Consider the following 18,014-nt stretch of genomic DNA (forward strand, 5'->3'; position numbering starts at 1 on the left):
AAGTTGATTAGCTCATTTGTTACGTTGGCTAGTTTCTATAGAAGAAACTAATATTTTTTGTTGACGTTCTTGTTTGTTTAGTTTTCAAAGAACAAATTTCTTTCTTTCGCCTCATGAACAATCCCGCTCAGAAGCAACTCTATTACTATATCATTTTGTTAACTCGGCGTCAACATCTTTTTTTAAAATGTTTTTAACGCTTGCGTGTTGTTAACTCGTTATTAACGACCGCTAAAATATAATAACACCATTAGCACCTATCGTCAACAAATTATTATTAATTTATTTTACCTCGTAAATTACCTTCATTTATATATAGAAGAAAGCCGACTCACAAATTAGAGCCGGCTCCTTTTTCATTACTTGGTAATCTTAATAATACCTGTTTGTTTTAAATTAACTTGACCTGGTTTTTCAATCACTACCTTTTCACCTTCAGCTAAGTTAGTGAAGACAACTGGTGTAATGGTTGATGTAGCATGTTCTTTAATGTAATCTAGATCAACTTTTAGTAATGGCTGGCCTTGGTCAACAATGTCATTTTCAGATACTAAAGTTTCAAACCCTTGCCCCTTTAAGTTCACCGTATCAATTCCAACATGAATTAGAATTTCACGTCCTGCATCAGACAGGATTCCAATTGCGTGTTTGGTTGGGAATAGGTTAACTATTTTCCCATTTACCGGTGATACAATTGTACCCTCTGCCGGGACAATCGCAAAACCGTCACCCATCATTTTCCCAGCAAATACTTGGTCAGGTACTTCTGTGATTGGTTTTAATTCACCTTTTAATGGAGCCATAAATCCTTCATCTTCATTACCGCGCGCAGTTTGAAGTGCTTCTGGATTAATTTCCTCGATTTGCTGTTCCACACCTTTTTCAGGCGCTTTTACCGTAGTGCTTGGTTTTTTACCATTCATTATATCTTTCATTTGACCCTTAATCGTTTCGGAGCGCGGTCCAAAGATTGCTTGAATATTGTTTCCGACTTCTAAAACACCAGCCGCACCTAATCTCTTCAATTGGTCTTTATCAACATTTTTAATGTCATTAACAGAAACACGAAGACGAGTAATACATGCATCTAGATGAGCAATATTCCCCTTACCGCCCATTGCCTCCAAAATGTTAGAAGCCAAATCGCCTGAACCAGTTTTACCTGTTGGCGCTTGAGATTCCTCTTCTTCTAGCTCACGTCCTGGAGTTTTCAAATTAAATGTACGGATTGCAAATCGGAAACCAAAGTAATAAACGACTGCAAATACAAGACCTACCGGTATAACAATCCACGCATTTGTCTGCGGGTTAATTAATCCAAATAAGATGTAGTCAATTAAACCACCGGAGAAAGTCATCCCGATTTTTACATCTAACATGTGCATAATCATAAACGAGAATCCGGCGAAAATCGCGTGGATACCAAACAATATTGGTGCTACGAATAAAAACGAGAATTCAATTGGTTCTGTAATACCTGTTAAGAAGGAAGTGAGGGCGGCGGATGCCATTAATCCTCCAACAAAAACTTTCTTTTCAGGCTTTGCTTCATGATAAATCGCTAAAGCTGCCGCTGGAAGTCCAAACATCATGAACGGGAATTTACCAGTCATAAATGTTCCAGCTGTTAAGTTTTGAACATTATCTGTAATTTGTGCCATGAAGATTCGTTGGTCTCCACGAACCACTTCTCCTGCTTTTGTTGCATATTCTCCGAATTCATACCAGAATGGGGAATAGAAAATATGGTGTAAACCAAATGGAATTAATGATCGTTCAATCACACCGAAAATAAATGCAGAAATCGTTAAGTTTGCATGAACCATGTTTTGGGAGAATGCATTTAGACCATTTTGAATTGGCGGCCAGATGAAAATCATCAATATCCCTAAAACAAGAGCAGTTGCCGCAGTAATGATTGGGACGAAACGTTTACCTGCAAAAAATCCCAAATAAGATGGTAATTCGATTTCATAAAACTTATTGTACATTGACGCTGCTAATATACCGACGATAATACCGCCAAATACTCCTGTTTGAAGAGTAGGTATCCCAAGTACACTCGCATAGCTTAAGCCATTAACATCCTCAGCTGTAATGCCAAGTACTGTTCCCATTGTTACATTCATGACTAAGTATCCAATAATGGCAGCCAAACCCGCGGTTCCTTCACCGCCAGCTAACCCTACAGCAACACCAACCGCGAACAAGAGTGGCAAGTTTCCGAAGATAATGTTTCCGGCATTCTGCATAACAGAAGCAATCATTTCAACCGTACTGTTATCTAAGAATGGTGCTAATTCTAATAGTGCTGGGTTTAATAGTGCTGCTCCTAAAGCAAGTAATATACCTGCAGCCGGCAATAGCGCGACCGGGAGCATTAATGCTTTACCGACTTTTTGCAAGACGCCAAAAGCTTTTTTAAACATAATATATACCTCCATTTTTTCATATAGCTCATTAAGCGTTTTCATTCAGAAAAACACAAAAAAGGCATGAGTAAAAGTTCAATCGAAATGAGACTACGGGTATAGATTACCCAAAAGTCTTGGTTTCAATTAATACTTTTCACTCATGCCTGATCGAATCAGTAACACGTAAAAAATAATAACTATTTAAATTTTTTCTGTATTCGCTGCAAATGCATGGTTAAGTACACTGCTTCTGCGTCGAATACTTTCATTTTCAATGTCTGTTGCATCACTTTAATGAGCTTCCATGAGAGATTATAGCACACAGGATATTCTTGTTTCAATAGAAAAGATATTTTTTCTGGCTCGTCGACTTTCTCCCCTTTAACTACTCTCTCAATGGTGAATCGCAAATGGCGAACAAGCCTCATATAATCAATGCTTTCTTTATCGATATCAATTTCAAACTGCTCTTCAACCATTTTTACCAGCCTGCTGACTAGCTGTGAATGCTGATTAACCTCTGATAAGTTCCTATTTGTCATCGCACTGTGAATATGGAGAGCAATAAAACCTATCTCGCCAACAGGCAGAGAAATCCCTGTTTTATCATTGATAAAATCAACAACCTCAGCAGCTATTTCATATTCATGCCGATAAAGCGTTTTTGTTTCTACCAGGAACGGATTACTCATTTCCATGCCTTTTGATACTCTATTGATTGCGAACATTAAGTGATCGGTTAATGCCACATGGATATGTTCATCTAACTGCGTATGGGTCCTTTGCTTGATTAGCCCAATAGCAGAAATAATCACTTCTAGTAAATCATTGTCAATAAAAGGAAGCAATTTAATATAATTTTGTTGTTCCTTTTCATTTTTAAGTACGAATAGTTTTTCCACCGAATCAGTTTCAATAAAATCTCCATGTTTCCGATTAAAGCCTATTCCTTTACCGATTAGGACAACTTCTTCGTAGGAAGGATGTTCGGCAATCAAAACATTGTTATTTAGTACTTTATCAATCAATAGCTTTACCATTGCCTTCCTCCCCTTTTTACCCGAAATACCTTAGTAATCTCATGTTATAAGAGACAAAACAAGAAGTCAACGACAATATTCGACACCGTTAAAAAGTTGCAATATAAAAAAGAGCCTGTGATAGTTCACAGACTCTCTCGACTTAATTATAGAAATAAGAAGTATAGAATGAAAATAACAAAGAACAAGTACATGATTGGATGAATTTCTTTCATACGCCCTTTAACAATCATTGTAATTGGGTAAAAGATAAACCCAATTGCGATCCCTGTAGCAATGCTATATGTCAAAGGCATAGCAATCATCGTAAGGAAGGCTGGTACAGCCACTTCAAATTTGGTCCATTCAATTTTACCTAATGATGCTACCATCAACGCGCCAACAATAATTAATGCAGGTGCTGTAACTGCTGACGTAACAACTGATAATAATGGGAAGAAAAACAGTGATAAAATAAACAATGCTGCTGTAACAAGTGAAGCAAACCCTGTTCTTGCACCTGCCGCTACCCCAGCAGATGATTCAATATAAGATGTTGTTGTTGATGTACCTAGGACTGCACCGACAGTTGTTGCAACTGAATCAGCAATTAATGCTCTGCCTGCACGAGGCAATTTATTGTCTTTGATCATTCCTGCTTGATTTGCTACCGCTACAAGTGTCCCTGCATTATCAAAGAAATCGACAAACAAAAGAGTCAAGATAATTCCAAGCATACCCATTGTATAAAATGAACTATCACCCAAAGAAGAAAACGCTGCTCCAAATGTTGGTGCTAAACTCGGAACAGTATCAACGATTTTTTCTGGTGTGTCAATCAAGTTAAAGATCATACCTACAATAACCGTAATAATCATTCCAAAAAATACTGCTCCATTAATTCCTCTAGTCATCAAAATAACCGTAACAATTATTCCGAAAATAGCCAGCAGAGTCGGTCCAGCTGTCAAATCACCTAACCCAACAAGTGTCGCGTCATTATTTACTACAATACCAGCACTCTGTAAACCAATAAAGGTAATATATAAACCAATACCGGCTCCAACCGCATGCTTTAACTCTATTGGAATCGCATTGATTAATTTCTCACGTAATCCTGTTAGTGTTAGTAAAAAGAAAAATACACCGGAAATGAATACTGCTCCTAATGCATGCTGCCATGGAACGCCGCTTCCTAATACAACGGTATAAGCAAAAAAGGCGTTTAATCCCATACCAGGCGCTAATGCAAGTGGATACTTTCCAAGTAACCCCATCACAATAGATCCGATTGCTGCGGCTAAGGCTGTTGCTACAAATACTGCACCATAATCCATTCGAAGTGCATCTGGTAAATCCGGTACACTTGATAGTGTCAATGTAAGCGGGTTAACCACTAATATATAGGCCATAGCCAAGAATGTTGTTATGCCGCCAATAATCTCACGGCGATAATTCGTCCCTAATTCCTTAAACATAAAGTATTTTTGCATTTGTTCTTCCCCCTAGGAATCTTTCTTTAATAAAAACAAAAAAACGCTCCGATATCTACCGGAACGCTTGACTTGGGGCTAGTGTAAATAAATAGAGGAGCTATCCTCCGTTTTAAACACCGCCTCGTAGTCAAGCCATTTACGGTGGCTCGGTAGAAACTTTTGGGCCTTATTCCCAAGATTATACGAGTTAAATCGACAAATTATTTACTTCCCCTTTATATTACCAAGGAATTTCCTCTTTGTAAACATAAAAAGCGAACGTTTTTAAATATATATTTAAAAACGTTCGCTTTTAGAAGTATTATTTTAAATTTATTCCCATTCAATCGTTGCAGGCGGTTTGCTCGTAATATCATAGACCACTCTGTTAACGTGAGCTACTTCATTAACAATCCGGGTTGAAATAACTTCGAGCACATCCCATGGGATACGAGCCCAATCAGAGGTCATCCCGTCAATGGACGTAACAGCGCGGATACCAATCGTATAATCATATGTCCTCGCGTCTCCCATTACTCCTACACTGCGAATGTCCGGAAGCACCGTAAAGTATTGCCAAATTTCGCGGTCAAGTCCGGCCTTCTTAATTTCTTCACGAAGGATCCAATCAGATTCACGGACAATTTCAAGTTTATCTTCAGAAATCGCTCCTAAGACACGAATTCCAAGACCTGGTCCAGGGAATGGCTGTCTCCAAACAATATCATCCGGGATTCCAAGCTCTGTACCAAGCGCACGAACCTCGTCTTTAAACAGGGTATTCAATGGTTCAATTAATTTAAATTGCATATCTTCAGGCAATCCGCCGACATTATGATGGGATTTAATGGTTTGAGCAGTGGCAGTTCCACTTTCGATAATATCGGTATAAAGTGTTCCTTGAGCTAAAAACTCAATTCCTTCAAGCTTCGTTGCTTCATCATCGAATACATAAATGAACTCGTTGCCAATGATTTTCCGTTTCTTCTCAGGATCAGATACGCCTTCTAATTTAGATAAGAAACGTTCTTTTGCATCCACTTTAATAACATTCATATGGAAGCCTTCAGCAAAGGTCTTCATAACACTTTCTGCTTCATTCTTACGCAGTAAACCATGGTCAACAAAAATACAAGTCAGTTGATCACCGATCGCTTTATGAATAAGTACAGCAACAACAGAAGAGTCCACTCCGCCGCTAAGAGCGCAAAGTACTTTCTTATCGCCGACCTGCTCACGGATTTTTGCCATTTCCACTTCAATGAAATTTCCCATTGACCAATCGCCTTTACACTCACACACATTAAAAACAAAATTCTTTAGAAGTTCATTGCCATATACGGAATGACGTACTTCTGGGTGAAATTGAACTGCATAAAGTTTCCTTGCTTCGTCACTCATTGCCGCGATTGGGCAGTGCGGGTTTGTTCCGTCAACCGTAAAGCCAGCTGGTGCTTCCACAACCAAATCTCCATGGCTCATCCAAACCACTTGCTCCCCAGGCATATCATGGAATAGCTTCGTTTGATTTTGAAGGTTCATTACCGCCTTCCCATACTCACGGTTCTTCGCTTTTTCAACTTTCCCTTGAAAATGAACAGTCATTAATTGCATGCCATAGCAAATCCCTAAGATAGGCAGGCCCATTTCGAAAATTTCCTCATCACAGCGGAATGAGTTCTCATCATATACACTATTCGGGCCACCTGAAAAAATGATTCCCTTTGGATTCATTTTTCTAATTTCCTCAGCCGTAATCGTATGAGGATGAAGTTCACTGTAGACTCCGAACTCACGAATTCTGCGTGTAATTAACTGGTTATACTGGCTTCCAAAGTCTAAAACCACAATCAAATCTGTATTTGTCAACACGTCCACCTCTTCCAAAATAATAAGGTTAGTATTTACTTTAATAACAAAAAAAAACTAGAATTCCCCCTCCAAAAAAACCAGGAAGGCAGAATTCTAGCTTTCTCACAATTGCTATAGCAGAAATTTCTGCCTTCATAGTCAGGTTATTTATGGTAACCCGGTAGAGACTCTCGAACCCTATTTTCGAGGATATATGAAGGAAAACCGAATAACAGAAAAGCGGAAGCGCCTTGCACAGGGGCGACAGGCATAAGACGAGCCGGTGGGAAGGTTGTTCTTTAACCTTTCTGACGGATTGGCTTATGACCCCGAGCCCCTAGGCGCTGCAGCTAGACATTAATTTTACGCCTTATTGTAACAATAGGTTGTTTTATCGGTCAAGCAATTGTCTTTTTAATTAAATTTTCCCATAATTCCCGTGAATCCTTCCAGCTTCCCTCGGGGAGTTTCTGATGGTAAAGATATTGCTCATATCTATCCGTCAGCTTAGACATCTCTCTAGAAGCAAAGAAGGTATCAATGTATCGGGCATAATTTCTTAATGTTTGGTCCTCATCTCTCTTTAAGCCGTATCGCTCTAATTGTTCTAAAAGGATAAGATATGCTTTACCGATATTTTCATCCTTTTTTCTTAATCGGAACCGAAGTAAATATAACCGCGGAATCCACTTTCCTCGCAGCCTATACATTAGGCCTGCTGTACCAATAACTACCACAAATAAAACGAAAATCCATTTCCAATTTTGATTGAAGAATGTTTTAATACTCAGCCAGAAACTGCTAAATGAAAAAGTTTGTTCTGACTTTTCGGAACTGCTGCTATCTTCCTCGAGATCCTGCTGAGGCTTTGGTGTTGTCGCAGCGGTTGCTTCGGCAGCAGGAGTTGTTCCATCATTATTTGTAAAATCAATCGAAACACTATTCGTGAAGCCCTTTGTTGGTTCAAATGGAACCCAGCCTTGGTTAGGAAAATAAACTTCAACCCAGGAATGAGCATTATTATTGGTGATTTCATAAATTTGTTTTGAAGAAGCATCTTCACTATATTCTAGAAACTCTCCGCCAGTATACCCCTTTACCCAGCGTGTAGGAATCCCTATTGATCGGAGCAGAACCGCCATTGAGGTGGAAAAGTTATCACAATACCCTATTTTTGTTTCAAATAGAAATTGATCTACGTAATCATCATTTTCTTCCGGTACGGCTACATCACTCTGACTGTAAGTGAATCCAGCACCGCCAAAATGGCGCTCCACGGCTTTTGCTTTATCAAACCAGTTTGTTTCTTTTTCCGTAATACTCTCAGCCAGCTCCTTCACTCGATCAGGCAGGTTATCAGGCAATTGCGTATATCTTGCGAGAAATTCTGAATCTATCTGATTAGGGTCTGCTGTAGTTGTTTCCCTTAGCTCAGCTGCTTGATATTTCGGCACCTTATACTCGATTGAATAGGAATCAGGAGCGATTGGACTAGAATCAAAGCCATTCAATATTGAGATCTTTTCCTTCGTTGAGTCAATCTCTAAAATATAATCACGTTGGAATTGTGCTCTTTGGATACCAGCCGGATAAATGAGGTGATCATAATCCATAAACATAAATAAGGAGGCACTCTCATCCCGGGTTTCAACATTAGAAGGGATAGGGGAAACAGGGATTAAATCCTCTCCTCCTATTCGGAACGGAGTCGCTTCAGAAGGAATCCACCCTTTTCCTGTATAATGGTCCTTTGTTTCTACCTTCCAATAATTCTTCTGTGCTGCTTCACTCCGAAACACAATACTGTCATCCCCAATAAAAGGACCGCCTAAACGGGAATCATCTGTGCCGTAGCCTACTTTAGCAATGCCATTGCCTGCCACGTCTTCCCCGCCTTTATTGCTGGCAGCCTTTAGATACGGCACAGGATCTGGCCATATTGGCGAGAACTTTGGAGCAATAATACCAACGAAAACGCTAAAAGTGATCATTAAAACTAATGGTCTCATCCACTTTCGAGTAGTAAAGGAATCACTATTTACATGTTCTTTAGCGAGAATTCGGTAATAGGTTAACATTCCCATCACAGCAAAACCGACTACAACCGTTCGGACAATGGCTGTTTTTGCACTATAAAGTGTGAATGTATCTAAAACGGTAATATAAATGAGAGTCATAAAAAAGAAAATGAAAATTCTTTTCCGATTCAAAAGCCAATAGTGAACTAAATACACCATCAACCATAGAAGAATAAACAGCAAGAATGTCCTAAATTCATTGGTCAACCCCAGCCAATTGCGCGCCACAATCCTGCTAAAATTTGCGGTCAATTCATTAGTAAAAAATGTTACCCAGCTGAATTGAAAGAAATCTTCCTCATAATGAAACATATTAACTGAGAAGAAAATAAACCATAATTTTATTATCATCTGCCAAATCCACTTCATCCTAAGAAAAGCTAATGTAAAGGATAACAGGATAAAAATCACGAACATTTCAATATGATCGGTCGTTGTTAATTGCTCGACAGGACGGAGCCATTCCCATAGCAGCAAAAAACCAAACATATATAAAAGAAAAGACTGAAAATCTCTTTTCATCGCAAATTCACCTCCGTAAAGGCCGATGCAAATTGCCCTTCATGCACCATCACTACACGTACATTTCGTGCGTTTGCCAGCGCAATCAATGACCTTTCGTCATCTGTAGGGGACTCCTTTTCTCCTTTAATAAGGAATAAAGTGATCTTCCCTTTTCTTTGCCCTAGGAAGCCAGCCTTTTCTATTAAAGGCTTCGTTAATTGGGCTGATACTAGTAAGAAGGAAACTGTTTGTTGGACAAACATCCCCTCGGTCTCTAACACTTTTTCAAACGAGGAAGGACTCTTTGCTTTTATCTTTGCTAAATGATAGAAAAGCTGGTGCAGTTGATTTTCCCCGCCCCTTATCGGAAAGGATGCTCTTTCTCGACTAATGGTCAGAAGCCCAATTTGTGCTCCCTTTTTCAAAACGGCACGTAATAAAGATGCCGTAAAGGAAACGATTGCTTCAAAGTGCTTATCAGGTGTGCAATCCATCACAACAAATACATCATGGGATTGACGCTGTTCAAATTCCTTTGTCATGATTTCATTTCGTTTTGCAGAAGCTTTCCAGTTGATCCATGAAAACCGATCACCCGGCTGGTAATCCCTAACACCTATCGCCAATGTGGTATCACGCTGTACCCGTTCTCTTGAAGCAGTCATCCCTTGATCAAAGTGGATTTCAAACGGGCGGTACAATAACTCTGTGTATGCTGGATAAACTATGATTTTACTTTCATTTGTCTGCGATTTTTCTTTCTCAACCAAGCCGAGAATATCTCCGGTTCTGACGGTAAAACCGTGAAATATATGCTCTCCCCGTGGAAGTTCATCAATGGCATATTCATAGGAAAACTCCTTCCTAAAACCCGGCAATACTAATGCCTTTGCCTTTTCTCTCTTAGGGGTTAGGATGTCATCTAATTGATCCTCAACGAGCAGATAAAATATAGGAAAAAACGAGTGTCTCTTTATATTTACGGTTACCTTCAACGCTTCGCCAGCGTTGTAATCATTTTGGGGAATGTGTCGAGTTATTTCCAGCTCATTCAAAGAATAAAAGGATAAGCCGATACAATAGAGCGCAAAAGGCAAAAAGCTATAAAATAAAAACCAGCTTACAAATCCGCCTTGAAACATGGCATAAGAAAAGGTAAGCAGAATCAAAAATAGTAAGACGACAAACTTCCATACTTTTTTGAATGGAATCCATAACTTTTTCATCGTTACTTCACAAGCCTTTGGATTGGAACGGGAATCCTCGCAATGACTCTGGTGACAATTTCTTCTGCAGAAATTCCTTCAAATTTTGCTTCTGATTTTAAAATAATCCGGTGCGATAAAACGAACGGTGCTAGATATTGAATATCGTCTGGAAGGATATAGTCACGGCCATACATAAAGGCATAAGCCTGTGCCGCTTTCATGAGGGCAATCGATCCCCTTGGACTGGCGCCAAGGTACACTCCGGAAAAGTTTCTAGTTAGGTTAACGATATCAACAATATAGCGTTTAATCGTTGGGTCCACATAGACTTCTTTGATTTCCTTTTGCAATGCGAGTAATCCTTCTAGGTCAATCACCGGATAAAGGTCTTCAATCGGCGGGACTTTTTGTGCTCGATTTAAAACTTCTATCTCTTCATCCACTTCAGGATAGCCCATTTTCATTTTTAATAAAAAACGATCCAGCTGTGCTTCTGGCAGGGGATACGTCCCTTCATACTCAATGGGGTTTTGAGTCGCCATGACAAAGAACGGCTTCTGAAGCCGATGAGTCACGCCATCAATGGTTACACTTGCTTCTTCCATTCCTTCTAGCAGTGCAGACTGAGTCTTTGGAGACGTCCGGTTAATTTCATCTGCGAGAATAATATTCCCCATCAACGGTCCCGGCCGGAATTGAAATTCCATTTCCTTTGGGTTATAAATTGAAATTCCCGTTACATCTGATGGCAGTAAGTCAGGAGTAAACTGAATCCTGCGGAAGTTTGCATTTACAGACTTGGCAAGAGCACGGACCATCATGGTCTTCCCAACACCAGGTACATCCTCTAGCAGTACATGCCCTTCTGCTAATAAGGCAATAAGGCTAAGTTCGGCTACATTCCTTTTTCCAATCATAACCTTTTCAATGTTTAAAAGTATTTTTTCTATTATTTGGTTCATATGTTCACGGGCCACTATAAATCCTCCTCGGCGTATTCTCTCGTTATAAAACATTATATCTGACGTATTCTATTTTTCTTTCGGAAATTCCTGTAAAAAGTAACGAAATATTCAAAAACTAAATAATATCGAAAAAAGACCTTTCACCAGTTTGATGAACTGATGAAAGGCCTTTTCTGTAAGTGACCAAAATTAGCGATTTACCACTCTCTGAATATGGATAGCCAAGTATAATTTTTCATTATTCGTAAGACTATAGTCAAACTGGTTTACAATGTAATCATTGATTTTTTCTGTACATTTAATGGCCTCTTTATGCTTTTGCTTAAAGGACTCATACAGGAACGGGTCATCGTCTTCTATATAGTTCTTGCTATACAGTCTCTGTGCAAAAAATTTCAAATGCGTCACAAAGCGAAAATAATTTAATGATTCCTCGTCAAAATTGATTTTATAATGATATTTCACTATGTTTAAAATGTCTTGCATGACTCTCGTAATATTAGCGACGTTTGGCATTTCCTCATTCAAGCCTGAGTTAACGATGTGCATCGCTATAAATCCAGCTTCATCCTCCGGCAAGAGAACACCAATTTTCTCCTTCACTATTTTTAGTGCCTCCATACCGATTGAAAACTCATCCTTATAAAACCTTTTGATTTCCCACAATAAAGCATTTTTTATGTCGTAGCCTTTTTGGTGCCGATCTACGGCAAAGTGAATATGATCCGTTAAAGAGACATAGATGCTGTCGTTAAGATTTCTCCCTAACCTGCTTTTTGCGAGTTGTATAACTTCCTCCGTTACTTCCATGTATTCAATAGGCACTTCATATAAAAGAGTTTTGAATCGCTCTGATATATCGTTATTTTTTAAAACAAAGGTCTTTTCAATCTTTTCTTCGTCCACAGTATCTCCGGGCTTTTTTTGAAAAGCCAGACCTCTCCCCATGACCACTAACTCTTGGTTCTTTTCATTAAACGCACTGATGACGTTATTATTGTACACTTTGGCTATTTTCATTTGACCACCTATATATGTTAAATATGGTTTTAATAACTAGAATAGTGATCGTTAAAAAATCTAGAGATTCAAAAGAAGGAAAGCCACAACAGCTTTCCTATTATAGTATATACTAAAGTTTTTCTCCATTCGTTGCAATGACATCCTTATACCATTGGAAGCTCTTCTTCTTTGAACGCTTGAGCGTTCCATTTCCTTCATTATCCTTGTCCACATAAATGTATCCATAGCGTTTTTTCATTTCGCCAGTGGAGGCACTAACAAGGTCGATGGGGCCCCAGCTAGTATAGCCGAGAATTTCAACGCCGTCTTCAATCGCTTCTGACATTTCTGCCACGTGCTTTCGTAAGTACTCGATACGGTAATCGTCGTTAACCTGCCCATCTTCTGTTGGAACATCGACAGCACCTAAACCATTTTCCACAACAAATAAAGGTTTTTGATAGCGATCATACAATTGATTTGCAGTAATACGGAAGCCCTTCGGATCAATCGTCCAACCCCACTCAGACTTTTCGAGGTAAGGATTTTCAATTGAACCAAATACATTGCCTGCAGTCGTCTTATTGATTTCTGGGCCGGTACTGGTTGTACGGCTCGCATAATAACTAAAACCAATATAATCTACTGTGTGCTTCTTTAGAAGCTCTTCATCCTTCTCATCCATTTCAATCGTCAGGTTGTTATCCTTGAAAAATCTCTTTGCATAGCCTGGGTATTGGCCGCGAGATTGAACATCGATAAAGAAGAAGGAATCACGGTCTTTTTCCATCGCATCGAAAACATCATCTGGGTTACATGAGTAAGGATACGTTTGACCTGCTGCCAGCATACAGCCGATTTTAACATCCGGAATGATTTCATGGCCAGCTTTAACAGCTAATGCGCTGGCAACCAATTGGTGATGCGCAGCTTGGTATTTTACTTGCTTCTTATCTTCTCCCTCTTTAAAGACAAGACCAGCACCAACGAACGGCAAGTGCAGAAGCATATTGATCTCGTTAAACGTCATCCAGTACTTTACTTTGTCTTTATATCTCTTAAAAAGAGTCGTCGCATATGTTTCAAAAAAGCTAACCATCTTGCGATTTCTCCAGCTGCCATAATTCTTCACTAAGTTAACCGGTACATCAAAGTGAGCAATAGTTACCACTGGCTCAATACCATATTTCAATAGTTCATCAAACACATTGTCATAAAATTGAAGTCCTGCTTCATTCGGTTCAGCGTCGTCTCCATTTGGGAATATCCGAGCCCAAGAGATCGATAAACGCAATGCTTTAAAACCCATTTCTGCAAAAAGGGCAATATCTTCTTTATATCGGTGATAAAAATCGATGGCTTCATGTGATGGATAAAATTCACCTTCAAGCGGTTCGTACGAAGGCAGATTCCCAAACATTATCTCCCAGCGTTTGTTCCCTGTTGGCAATAAATCAACGGTGGTTAATCCCTTTTCATCTACTAAATAAGCACCTTCTGCTTGGTTGGCAGCAATCGCGCCGCCCCATAAAAATCCTTTTGGAAAAGCCATGAAATCCTTCCTTTCTTAAACGACAGGAAGAAAGGAAAAGTAACCTTTTCCTTTCTTCAATAAAAATGATTAAATCGTTACTAGTTTAATTAATTGATTACCTGTTTTTACTTGCTTTTGATTTGTTAACTGTAAGCTGTATTCCTTATGGTTCGTCACGACAACAGGTGTTGTTAACGGCTTTCCAGCTTTTTTAATTTGCTCCATATCGAATTCAATTAGTAATTGACCTTTTTTCACATACTCACCTTGAGTCGTATGCGCTTTGAAGTGCTTTCCTTCTAGTTGAACCGTGTCCATTCCAATATGCATTAAAATTTCTGCACCTGAATCAGTTGTAATTCCAATTGCATGATTCGTTGGGAATAATGCAGATACCGTTCCAGATACAGGAGCGAGTAACTTACCTTCACTTGGTTCAATTGCTACACCATGTCCAAGTGCACCAGATGAAAACGCTGCATCTTCAATATCTGATAATGCTAGTACTTTCCCACTTAATGGGCTAAGCAATTCTTCAGTTTGAACCTTAGTTGCTGCAACTTCCTTAGAAGCAGTAGTTGTTTCTTTTGTGCCTTTCTCTTGTTTAATACCGCCAAATAAGAAGGTTAAAATAAATGCAACTGCGAAACCTGCAACTAATGCAATAACCGCTCCCCAGAAAGACATATCAAGTCCTGATCCTGGTTTGATAAAGGCTGGAAAAACGAATATTCCCATTCCACCAAACATCCATAATTTACCCGCTGTAGCACCGATGATACCGCCACCGACTGCACCACCGATACAACTCATAATGAATGGTTTTTTAAGCGGTAATGTAACACCATAAATCGCTGGTTCGGTTACACCAAAAATACCTGAAATGAACGCTGAAACGCTAAGTGATTTTAATGCTTTGTCTCTAGTTTTCAGTATAATAGCTAAAACTGCACCGATTTGTGCAAAACATACCATTACGGTAGTTGCTAAAATTGAATCGTTACCCATAGTAGCCAAATTGTTAAATGCTATTGGAACAAGTCCCCAATGAAGACCAAAGATAACAAATACTTGCCAGAAACCGCCTAGAATTAAACCAGCTATAACAGGGCTTAACTCATAAATCCATACAGTTGCTGCCCCTAACAAACTACCCGCCCATGTTGAGATCGGCCCGATAACGAGGAATGTTAATGGCACCATAATTAAAATTGTTAAGAATGGAACTACGAATGCTTTCACAACAGCTGGAATAATTTTCTTAAAACCTTTTTCTACTTTAGAAGCTACAAAGCTTGCAAGAATGATTGGAATAACACTAGATGCATAACTCATCATAATAACAGGTATACCTAAGAATGTAATATGAATTGGTGATTCAAAGAGTGTACCTTTGAAAAGCACCTGTGAAACTTCTCCTGTTGTTAATGTTGCTAATGTAGGGTGTACCAATGCTGCGGCGATCGCCATCCCAATAAACGGTGTACCGCCAAATTTCTTCATTGCTGTATACCCTAAGAAGATTGGCAAGAAGTTAAATAAACCATCACCGGCGAGATTCAATAGATGGTATGTGCCTGAAGTTGCTTCGACCCAGCCTAACGCCAAGAGTAAGGCAGCCAACCCTTTGATCATACCTGTTGCAGCCAAAACGCCAAGGATTGGATGGAAAACGCCTGAAATCATATCAATGAATTTCGCACCCAAACCCATTTTTTCATCACTGCTTGAATCACTGTTTTCACTCATCGCCCCAAGATTGCCTACATTTAAAACAGCGGCGTATACATCAGGGACATGGTTTCCAATAACCACTTGATATTGTCCCCCGCTTTTCATAACGGTAACTACACCATCCATATTTTTTAACACTTCTGTGTTCGCATTCTTTTCATCCTTTAACTTAAAGCGGAGACGTGTGACACAGTGCACAACACTGGAAACGTTTTCTTTTCCGCCCACATTTGCAAGAATATCTTTTGCTAACTGATCGTATTTCATATTTTGACCCTTCCTTCTTTATTAGATTTTATTTTATTCAAATAAAAAACCTGACCCGATTAGAAACAACACACACGAGATTCTTTAGCGTGTCATGTTCTAATCAGATCAGGTTATGCCCACTTAAGGTAACATTCCTGCAAAGGAATTTTATTAAGTTTTATTTGATACGTGTAATTTATCACGGGTATTTGGTATGTGTCAACGCTTTCTTTTTAAAAAATTTAGTAGATTAATTGAAATCCGAAAACCATCTTATATATATAAAAATACAAAAAAATAACGTTTACAAAAATTCTTGCCTGTTAAAAAAATTCATGATATAGTAAACGCAATTAAACAAAACAACCTTTTAGGATTGTTACTGGTTATGCAGGCAAAACCTAAATCACGTAAACTATGAGACCTTTCTGTCTTCATTACGTGGTTTAGGTTTTTTTATTTTCTCTAGTAGAAAGCGTAACCAAAAAAATGGAGGGATACTTTATGAATAAATCAACTTATCAATTTCCAGAAGGATTTTTATGGGGCGGCGCAACAGCTGCTAACCAATTAGAAGGAGCTTATCTTGAAGGCGGCAAAGGAATGAACCTGGCAGATGTAATGCCTGGTGGAAAAGTAAGATTAAAGGTAATTGGAGAACCCGGTTTTGACTTTAAAATTGATTCAGAGAAATATGTCTATCCGAACCATGATGGGATTGATTTCTATCACCGTTTCAAAGAAGATATCGCTCTTTTTGCTGAAATGGGTTTCAAGACATATCGCATGAGTATTGCCTGGAGCCGTATTTTCCCTAATGGTGACGAGCTAGAACCAAATGAAGAAGGTTTAGCTTTCTATGACCGTGTATTCGATGAGTTAGAAAAATATAATATTGAACCAGTTGTTACGATTTCTCACTATGAGATTCCGCTTCATTTAATCACAGAATATGGCGGCTGGCGTAACCGTGAAGTGATTGGTTTCTTTGAGCGCTATGCAACAACGTTGTTCAACCGCTATAAAAACAAAGTAAAATACTGGTTAACTTTTAACGAAATTAATGGTGCGACACACATGCCACTTCTAGGACTTGGTTTCTCACCAGAGACGGAAGAAACAAAGTTACAAGATAGTTTCCAAGGTCTTCATCACCAATTTGTAGCAAGTGCCCTTGCAGTAAAAGCAGGACATGAAATTATTCCAGGAAGCCAAATCGGCTGTATGCTTATTTATGCACCAACCTATTCCTTTGATTGCAATCCTGAAAACGTGATGCATGCACTACAAGAGGAGCGTCTATTTAATAATTATTGTGGTGATGTACAGATCAGAGGAGCTTATCCAACGTTTGCAAATCGTTTCTTTAAAGAAAACGGGATTAACCTTGAGATTAAAGAAGGTGACCTAGAAATCATTAAAGCAGGAACTGTTGATTTCATTTCATTTAGTTATTATATGTCACGCACAGATAAAAAGAATAAAACACCAGAGGAAATTGGACAAGGTAATCTGATTGGGGGCGTTAAAAACCCATTCTTAAGCGCTAGTGATTGGGGCTGGGAAATCGACCCAACTGGACTTCGAATTGCTCTTAACCAATTATATGACCGTTATCAAAAGCCGCTATTCATCGTAGAAAATGGACTCGGCGCTTACGATACGATTGAAGAGGATGGCTCAATCAATGATGATTATCGTATTGATTATCTAAGAAGCCATATCGATGCAATGGGTGAAGCCATTGCAGATGGTGTAGATTTAATGGGATACACTCCATGGGGATGTATCGACCTAGTGAGTGCGTCAACAGGCGAAATGTCCAAGCGTTATGGCTTTATCTATGTAGATAAGCATGATGATGGAAGTGGTACGCTTGACCGCAAAAAGAAGAAATCATTCTTCTGGTACAAAAACGTGATTGCTACAAACGGGCAAGAACTTTAAGAATCAAAAAAGCAGAGACCAAGAATACTTGATC

At 39.0% G+C, this 18,014-nt stretch carries 11 protein-coding genes and 2 riboswitches; of the genes, 1 reads left to right on the forward strand and 10 read right to left on the reverse strand.

Annotation, left to right across the window (positions count from 1 at the left end; translation table 11 throughout):
- Positions 1 to 359: 359 nt before the first annotated feature.
- From ptsG to ACIQAA_RS28060, 10 genes are all read right to left on the reverse strand, one after another.
- Entirely contained in the window at positions 360 to 2,429 is a 2,070-nt protein-coding gene (gene ptsG / locus ACIQAA_RS28015) for a glucose-specific PTS transporter subunit IIBC (protein WP_402626239.1), read from the reverse strand.
- 182 nt (positions 2,430 to 2,611) lie between these two features.
- Complete coding sequence (gene glcT / locus ACIQAA_RS28020) at positions 2,612 to 3,454, reverse strand: glucose PTS transporter transcription antiterminator GlcT (RefSeq protein WP_402626240.1); 843 nt, start codon at positions 3,452 to 3,454, stop codon at positions 2,612 to 2,614.
- A gap of 146 nt (positions 3,455 to 3,600) precedes the next feature.
- Positions 3,601 to 4,926, reverse strand: coding sequence for an NCS2 family permease (locus tag ACIQAA_RS28025; RefSeq protein ID WP_402626241.1), 1,326 nt, complete (start codon positions 4,924 to 4,926; stop codon positions 3,601 to 3,603).
- A 107-nt stretch (positions 4,927 to 5,033) separates the two neighbouring features.
- Positions 5,034 to 5,135, reverse strand: a riboswitch (purine riboswitch).
- Between the two features lie 106 nt (positions 5,136 to 5,241).
- Complete coding sequence (gene guaA, locus ACIQAA_RS28030) at positions 5,242 to 6,777, reverse strand: glutamine-hydrolyzing GMP synthase (protein ID WP_402626243.1); 1,536 nt, start codon at positions 6,775 to 6,777, stop codon at positions 5,242 to 5,244.
- Between the two features lie 118 nt (positions 6,778 to 6,895).
- Positions 6,896 to 6,997: riboswitch (purine riboswitch) on the reverse strand.
- A gap of 160 nt (positions 6,998 to 7,157) precedes the next feature.
- Entirely contained in the window at positions 7,158 to 9,359 is a 2,202-nt protein-coding gene (locus ACIQAA_RS28035; RefSeq protein WP_402626244.1) for a transglutaminase TgpA family protein, read from the reverse strand.
- On the reverse strand, positions 9,356 to 10,567 hold the full coding sequence (locus ACIQAA_RS28040) for a DUF58 domain-containing protein (RefSeq protein WP_402626245.1): 1,212 nt from the start codon (positions 10,565 to 10,567) through the stop codon (positions 9,356 to 9,358). Before ACIQAA_RS28040 ends, ACIQAA_RS28035 begins: the two co-directional genes overlap by 4 nt.
- A gap of 2 nt (positions 10,568 to 10,569) precedes the next feature.
- Positions 10,570 to 11,526: an AAA family ATPase gene (locus ACIQAA_RS28045; RefSeq protein ID WP_402626246.1), complete on the reverse strand. Its 957-nt coding sequence runs from the start codon at positions 11,524 to 11,526 to the stop codon at positions 10,570 to 10,572.
- A 177-nt stretch (positions 11,527 to 11,703) separates the two neighbouring features.
- Positions 11,704 to 12,534: a BglG family transcription antiterminator LicT gene (gene licT / locus ACIQAA_RS28050; RefSeq protein WP_402626248.1), complete on the reverse strand. Its 831-nt coding sequence runs from the start codon at positions 12,532 to 12,534 to the stop codon at positions 11,704 to 11,706.
- Positions 12,535 to 12,646: 112 nt separating this feature from the next.
- Positions 12,647 to 14,068, reverse strand: coding sequence for a 6-phospho-beta-glucosidase (locus ACIQAA_RS28055; protein WP_402626250.1), 1,422 nt, complete (start codon positions 14,066 to 14,068; stop codon positions 12,647 to 12,649).
- 69 nt (positions 14,069 to 14,137) lie between these two features.
- Positions 14,138 to 16,051 (reverse strand): beta-glucoside-specific PTS transporter subunit IIABC, encoded by a 1,914-nt coding sequence (locus tag ACIQAA_RS28060; RefSeq protein ID WP_402626252.1) that lies wholly within the window; start codon positions 16,049 to 16,051, stop codon positions 14,138 to 14,140.
- A gap of 486 nt (positions 16,052 to 16,537) precedes the next feature.
- Between ACIQAA_RS28060 and ACIQAA_RS28065 the strand changes: the two genes are divergently transcribed.
- Complete coding sequence (locus ACIQAA_RS28065; protein WP_402626253.1) at positions 16,538 to 17,980, forward strand: glycoside hydrolase family 1 protein; 1,443 nt, start codon at positions 16,538 to 16,540, stop codon at positions 17,978 to 17,980.
- The last annotated feature ends 34 nt before the right edge of the window (positions 17,981 to 18,014 follow it).

The organism is Neobacillus sp. NPDC093182 (assembly GCF_044754045.1).